Raw genomic sequence first — 7,774 nt, forward strand, 5'->3', positions numbered from 1 at the left:
AACACCAACCTACTACAGTTGATAAATCAATATTTTGAGCAAATACTATTCACTATCCTTCTTACGTAGAACAAGGCTTAATCCACTCAAAATGCCAACAAATCCAAATGCTGCTAAGGTTGCATTTGACTCAGTACCTGTATTTGGCAATTGAGATACTTCCCTTGATGGAGCTGGATAAGTACTTCCACCAGAATGATAAGTTGATGGAACTGAGTTATTCGGAACTTTAGGTGTTTCCGGATTTTCGTTTTGTTGAGGGGTAGGAGTAGGTGTTGGTGTTGGAGTCGGTTCTGGCTTAGGCTCTGGTTTCGGTTCCGGTTTTGGCTCTGGCTTAGGCTCTTCAGGAATCTTCAACTCTGGAATGTCCACAACTGGAGGATCTAACGGAACCACTCCACCGTCAAACTCAGGAACTTCTACTTTTGGAGCATCCATTTGCATTACATATTGGTAAACAATAGTAGTAACACCTTCTTTAACCAGTCCTTTTTCCTCAATCGTATTGTTGAACTTATCAGAAGCTGGAAGAACACGTTTCAATCGGAATGTCACTCCATCCACTTCAATCGTTTGTGGTGGTGTCACCGCATACTCTTCACCAGTCGCAGTGTATGTAGTCTCTGCCTTATCGCCCGTAATTGTAGTACTTGCTTTAGCTACAACTACATTATCTTTTACAACAACATCTGATGCAAGGAAGTTTTCATTAACATCTACAAATTTAACGATTACTGTTCCTTTTTTATCTTTTTCAGCATCATCTACTTTTCCATTGTATTCTGGCACTTCCTCTTTTGGTGGGAATGGCGGAATAAATGGTTCTACTTCTTCTGCGTATTGATAAATAACCGTTGTTGTTCCTTCTGGAATTTTACCTGATTCTTTATCTGAGTTTCCTAGAGTTGTTGACACTGGTAGTACTCGTCGGTAAATATATTTCTTACCGTTAAATTCTATTGTTTCTTTACGATTTTCTACTGTGCTATATTCTTCATTTGTTGGTGTGTATGTTGTTTCGGCATCACAATCAGCATAGACTTTTGTCGTAGCTTTTTCTACTACTACATTATCTTTAACAGTAACTGCAGTGTCAATTTCATTTCCTTGAGCGTCTACATACTTAACAACTACAGAACCTTTTTTATCTTTCGCTACATCGTGTTCGATAATTTCAGGATTTTCACGGTATTTTACAATTTCACTACTGTCAGTTGATTCGTGTGTTACTGGTAATTCTGCTACTTTTTCTTTGTCTACAGAGTATTTATCGATTTTTGGTGATACTACTTCAGCAAGTTTTTGTTCTTTAGTCCATTCGCTTGTGTATACTACTTCACCGGTTCTACTATTGATTTCTTCACTTCTTGTGAAACGTGCATTTTGGTTAACAGGAGTAGATGCCTCTTGCCCAGCTTTTGGTCCATTTTCGTAAACGTAAGAGATATTACGTTTCACTTCTGTTAATAGACCTAGATCTTTGTATGAACGGTTTTGTGGATCATTAGGAATCTTATCCTCTGGTTTTGGAGGAGTATTATCCCCTTCATTAGGTTTAGTGGGATCAACTGGAATGATTTCATCGTATTGATAAACAACTGTTGTAGTTCCTTCTTTCACCTTACCAGTTTCTTCTACTACGTTGTTGAAATTAGTATCTACTGGTAATACGCGATAGAATGTGTATTTCTTACCACCCACTGTTATGATTGTTTGTACTTTATTGTTTTCAGTACTGTAATCTACATCGTTATTTGTTACTTCATCACGCGTTGATAGAACTACATCACCTGACTTAGTCGCGTATGTTTTCGTTGTTTTAATAACTGCATCTGTTACTACATTTTCAGCATTTTTGATTTCATTACCATTAGCATCAACGAATTTAACAACTACAGAACCTTTAGTATCAACTACTTTAGATGGTGTTGTTTCTTCTTGTTTATCTAACGTATAGCTATAAATAACGTGTTTTTCACCTTCAGTCACATCACCAGTTGCTGAAGCTGAGTCAGATGTTGGTCCTACATATTTATAAACTAAACCTGTAGCTTCATCTTTTAGCGTCGGATATTGTTTATCCGTTGTGTCATAGTTTTCTGTTACTGTGCGTTTTTCTGTGCGTTCAGAAACCTTCACTCCTTTTGAGTAAGTTACATAAGTGTCTTCATACTCTAGAGGAACATTATTCTTCACTACTTCTGTTTCTTTTAATGTTTTCAAGCTTCCATCTTCGTTGATTACAACGTGTTTTACATCAACTGAACCTGTTTTTGTAACTTCTGATTTAGATGGGGTTTTCTCTTCTTCACTTACTAGACGGTATTCGTAAACAACTTCTGTTGTTCCTTCTACTACTTTTCCACTAGCTGCTGGTGATCCTTGTTTTAGACCTACATACTCATATGTATATCCCGTTTCAGCATCTACTAGCGTCGGATATTGTTTATCTGTTGTGTCATAGTTTTGTTCTACAGTTGCAACATCTGTACGTTCACCAACTTTTGTTTCACCTGAATATAGACTTACAATCGTTTTTGTTTCTAGCGTTACATTTTTTTATCAGTTTCTGATTTCAGTTGTTTCCCATCAGTTGTGACATACTTGATAACTACGCTACCTTGCTTAGAAGCTCTTGCTTCTCCTGCTTCTTCTTTTGTGATTTTTTCCCTATAATAATGAGTTACGACTGGTTTTGCTTCACTCATTACTTTATAAGCACGAATCGGAGTAATCACTTCTTTTGTAGTGTAGGTTGTTTCATTATGAGTTGTTATGTCTTTAGTACTAAAGAAGCTAATCTTATCATTATCAGTTATAGTGTAACGTTCGTTTGTTCCTTTTATTTCCTCATCTGTATCACCTTTATACACCTTAAATTCCACAGATTCTTCAGGTGATACTACTGTAACTGTTCCATCTTCTTCAACTGTTACAGTTCCTTTTTTAGTTAATTCATTAAATTCTTGGTTTCTTACAAGTGTTTCAATAAGCTCTCCCGTCATATTTTCTTTTGTGACAATTGCTACGTATTGAAGTTTAATTTCTTCGTTATTAAAATATTCTGCACTACCATTATCCGATGAGTCAGAAGTTAAAAATGTGAACACTCTTGTACTTATTCTGGTTTTTTCAATAATACCATCTACTTCTTTAGTCGTATTCTCTTTTTTAATTGTGAAGTCTCCGATTATATTTTCAATATCCTTCTTATAAGACTTCCTTTCTGGATCATTATCAAAAAAACTATTTCCTAAATTATAACCATATTCAACACTATTGTCCCCCTTTTTTATATAACCTATATCGATATTTTTACTTTTCTCTTCAATAAAATTATCTAATCCTTCTTTAGCAGCTATTACCTTCGCTAAACCTGCTTCATCTCCAAAATCTCTAGCTTTTTCTTCGGCATATTTCAGCAATTCGTAATAAAAGTGATAATCATTCTTTAAAATGTCAGCTGGCCTAGCATTTTTTAATTCTGAATCACCTTTCTTTTTTCCTTTGAAGTAGTCTTGGCCGTATTCTATATTATCTCCTTCGGAATCATTCAGTTTATAAAGCCTATCTATTTCGTCCACTTTTTCATCATCCGCGGTTCCAAATACCCCATCAGCACCTGCTCTATAGAATTCACTTGATACATTCTCTTTCTCATCAAGCAAGTATGTACTCGCCTCAAATTTGGTTAGAGCATATGTTAGATTCTCAACTTCAAACGATGGCGAATGATATTTTTTAGTAGTTGTTACTTTCTTATTATCACCCACCGCATACGTGTCTTTATCCATTACAAGGACTGTATCACCTTCTTGAAGGGTTACATTTTCTTTCCTGAAATCTTTGGCATCAGCTTGGCCAGCTTTCCATTTTGTAACGGCATCTTCATCGCTAGTTACACCATTAGCTTCTACAAATTTTCCGTATTGTCCATCAGCTATTTCTTCAACTAGATAAACTTTCCCTGTTGTTTTTGTATAATCGATTTCCCCTAGTTTATTGTGCATTCCTTCTGGAGATACTCTTGCTTCGATGTTGTTGAAGCTTTTTTTTTCATAAGTTGCTTTATCAGCACCCTCTACTTCAGAACGAACGTATTCATAAACCTTGTTATTTGCTTCTACTGTATCTTTTTTACCCGTTTCAGCTGTTACCTCAGCTCCTGTTTTGGCTACAGTTGATTCACGATAGTCTTTACCATCAGTATCATAAGCAATTCCTTTTTTATCATAAGGAGTTGTTACTGTACCTTTTTCACCTTCTACTGTTTCTGTTTTCAGTAATGACTTGTCAGACTCAAGTTTATAATTGACGGTTGCTTCTGTTTTGAAGTTTACTGTATCATTACCGTCCACATCACCTGTGTTTTGATTCGCTTTTGTTGGTTCGGCTACATCTTTTCCTAATACTGCATCCACTTTTACAGTTTTAGAATTTTTATCATCTGTGAATGTTGTAGCTGATGTAGATGCTACTTTTGAAGTATCACTCACTACTGTTGCTGTGTCTGTACCATTTGATGAAACAGCTGCAAATACTGGACTTGCACCAATGGATAAAGCCACACCTGTCGCTAAAATTGTTGCCCCAATAAGTTTAGAATCTGTACGTCCATCTTTATACTTACGAAGGGAAAATTTTTCTTGTTTATTATGAAACATAAAATACTATTCTCCAAAAAATTCATTGTTTTTCGACGATTTAATATATATATATATATATATTAAATCGATGTATTATCATCTATTATAGCATTTTACAGAGATAATGTAAACTTATATAACTCCAAAGTTTCCCTCTTTTGATAGTCTTTAGCAAAGGTTGCCGATGCATAACGGCCTTCTTTTTGATAAGCATTTAACCACAAGATTAACTCTCCAATGTCACCAAATGTTGTGACAACTTTAGATTGATTCTTGTAGTATCTGTGAGCTAAATCTGTGTCCGACAAGAGACAGACCAAGCCCTTGGCAGATGCTTCCACAGCCGAATTAGCAAAACATTCACTCATAGAACACGATAGATAGCCTCGGTGTTTCTCATAAGGAACTTCTTCTAGAAAACCTGCATAATGGACATTCAGCGGTAAGTCTTCCTGTCTATAACCTTTAGGTAGGTTTCCATAAATCGTTAGCTGACTATCAGGAACTTGTCTAAAGGCCTCGATAGCCCATGCACAACGTTTCACCATGGTCATATTACCAACGATACACCAATCGGTAACTGTTGCATATTCTTTTTCCAAAACTTCATCCACAAACATTGGAGGTAAAAAGCGAACCTTATCTTTCCCTATCATCTGCTCTAAAACAGGACTTGCAACGATATTCTGACACCAGCCTTGTAAGACAAACTTCATCATAGGGTCTAAAATATTGTAATGGGTGTAAGCAAATAATTTCCGGCCTGTATTTTGGAAAAATTTTCTCAATTGAAGAGGATATTCATTTACCATATCAATGATAAATCGATCATCTATCGTAGAATGATTAGCTAAATAAAGACTAACTAATTGCCATTGCGTATAGGTTTCTCCACTTCTTAGGTTTTGATAAGAATGGTAATTTCCAGCTACATCTCCCTTTAGTAGCTCTCCTTTACTATCATAAAGGGTAAATTGTTCTTCTTGACAATGGAAGCGATAAAGCAATTGAGAAGTATAACATTCAATATCGCCATTTTCATAGTGGACCAAACCTACATATCCTTTATTTGTATACTCTACGTCGGTAACATTGCTTAGGTCTTGCACAAATTCTTTTGGGACACTCGGTTTTTGTCTAGCCAGGTCTGACTGATCAAAAATAACATGATAGAAGTTTTCAAAGCCAAGCTTTTCCAATGTTTCTACAAAATTCGCTACAAAATTCCCCAAATTTGTTAAAACAATTTCTTGCTCTACTTGCAGACTTTTAAAAATTTCTTGACGTGCCAATTGACTTCTTTCAAAGCCATAGATATTGATAGGAAGATGTTCCTTTATAGTAAACACTTTAGTCATGTTTCAATACCTCCTCTAACGACAGCCCTCGACTTTTAGCCAATCGTGATCTAAAAGCCATTTCTCGTCTATGCTGATTTGATAAGCGATAATAGGTTGTAACAGTATTGAGAATGAGAGCATTATCCTTTGTGACCAATCTCGCCCATAAGTGCCAATCTTCCATTCCATCAAAGTCAGAATGATAACCTCCTGCTTCATCATATGCAGAACGCTTAAAAATGACAGTTGAATGGTTAAATATATTTCGGTAAGCAAGGTATAACCATAACAACTCTCCTGATAATTCATTAAATTTGTTGTATATAAGCTTATCAGATAGTTTATCCTCTTCAGCAATCACTTTAGCTCCAATAATATCTAAATGACTTTCTTTTTCTAGTCTATATAATAGTAAGCCTAAATGCCATGGAGCCCACAAATCATCAGCATCCTGTCTAGCTATATACATACTATCGCTTTTAGAAATTCCAAAATTCAAAGCTTTTGAAATTCCACCGTGTTCTTTTTTGAAATATTTGATTCTTGGCTCCCAATGATAGGATTTACAAATTTCTTCTGTTCTATCTGTAGAACCATCATCAACGATAATTAAATTGAAATTTTCATGAGTCTGATTTAAAACAGATTCAATTGAGAGTTGAATAGTCTCTTCATTATTGTACGTAGGCATAACAATATCAACCTGTGTACCTGATTGAGATACATTTTGATAGGGTACACCCAATTTTGCAAAAACATCTGATTCATGAGTTGTTAAAAAAGTACGATAACCATGAACCGATACTCCTTCTATATCTTTTATCAATAAAAGTGCTGTCGAATAAAAACTATGAACCTCAACGAACTCATATTCCTCTAGCAAAAGATAAATTTCTTCTTCAAAACAGAACCTAGTTTCTTTGAATTTATCTGGTGAGACATTCAAAGGAATTCTAGGGTGAGGATAGTAGTAATCAATCTTCTTTTCATCTAAAATTTTTGAAGTCAATTGTCTAGTGATTTCAAAAGATTCCTGATAAGGGAGAGAGGCTAAAAATTGCCCCAAAAAAACACTTATTTTTTTACCATTCTTAGCTCTATGAAAATCAATTGGTTTAATATCAAGCTTTAAAAAGACCTGTTTCTCTTTTGGAAAGAGAATGCAATCCTCAAATACCGTATAATGTCTAGTTGAAAATGACAGGACCTCCCTCATAGTAAAATGTGTAGCTTGAATCGTCCTGTCAAGACCTTGTGTATAGAAATTAAGCGGCACAATTGAAGTACTACCATCATCAAAGCTATACAAATTCATCGTACTGGGATTAAATAGATTAAGCGCTACAGGATTATCTAAGCTCGCTAAATAGATATTACTGACAGACTTCCCTTTTAAAGCTTCCCGCATATCGTCTAAAACAGTTTTTCCTTCTAAAACAATGACTTCCTTACAAAATTCCTTCATCCGTTCAGCATAGTAAGTCTGTCTCTGATCATCTGACATCTTTAGATAAATCCCAATAAAATCTTCTGAAACAGTCTGAACGACTTCTTTTGCGACTAAAACTTGAAATGGGGACGTGCAAAAGATTATATTTTTCAAATTTATCTCCTTAAAATTTTTTACAAGTAGATTTTTTTGTCTAACAGGACTTAGAAACATTCGCTTCATAATCATAGAATCATACAAAATCAATCATTTCAACTTATACTCAATGAAAATCAAATAGCAAACTAGGAAGCTAGCCGTAGGTTGCTCAAAGCACTGCTTTGAGGTTGCAGATAGAA

Annotated in this window: 4 protein-coding genes; all 4 read right to left on the reverse strand. The window is 35.2% G+C overall.

The annotated features are described in order from the left end of the window. Window positions 1-45: 45 nt before the first annotated feature. Complete coding sequence (locus tag HT685_RS10155) at window positions 46-2,223, reverse strand: SIALI-17 repeat-containing surface protein (protein WP_240148753.1); 2,178 nt, start codon at window positions 2,221-2,223, stop codon at window positions 46-48. A gap of 326 nt (window positions 2,224-2,549) precedes the next feature. Then, on the reverse strand, window positions 2,550-4,664 hold the full coding sequence (locus HT685_RS10160; protein ID WP_240148754.1) for a hypothetical protein: 2,115 nt from the start codon (window positions 4,662-4,664) through the stop codon (window positions 2,550-2,552). Between the two features lie 95 nt (window positions 4,665-4,759). Then, entirely contained in the window at window positions 4,760-6,004 is a 1,245-nt protein-coding gene (locus tag HT685_RS07010) for a glycosyltransferase (protein ID WP_173224946.1), read from the reverse strand. Next, window positions 5,997-7,589: a glycosyltransferase family 52 gene (locus tag HT685_RS07015; protein WP_173224943.1), complete on the reverse strand. Its 1,593-nt coding sequence runs from the start codon at window positions 7,587-7,589 to the stop codon at window positions 5,997-5,999. The genes HT685_RS07010 and HT685_RS07015 overlap by 8 nt, the downstream gene beginning before the upstream one ends. Between the last annotated feature and the right edge of the window lie 185 nt (window positions 7,590-7,774).

Source organism: Streptococcus sp. 5004, assembly GCF_013276755.1.
In the GTDB taxonomy this organism is placed as follows: domain Bacteria; phylum Bacillota; class Bacilli; order Lactobacillales; family Streptococcaceae; genus Streptococcus.

What these genes read in the sequence shown, in the direction of transcription:
- HT685_RS07010 (WP_173224946.1), bottom strand. Translation starts at nt 6,004, where the DNA reads ATGACTAAAGTGTTTACTATAAAGGAACATCTTCCTATCAATATCTAT.
- HT685_RS10160 (WP_240148754.1), bottom strand. Translation starts at nt 4,664, where the DNA reads ATGTTTCATAATAAACAAGAAAAATTTTCCCTTCGTAAGTATAAAGAT.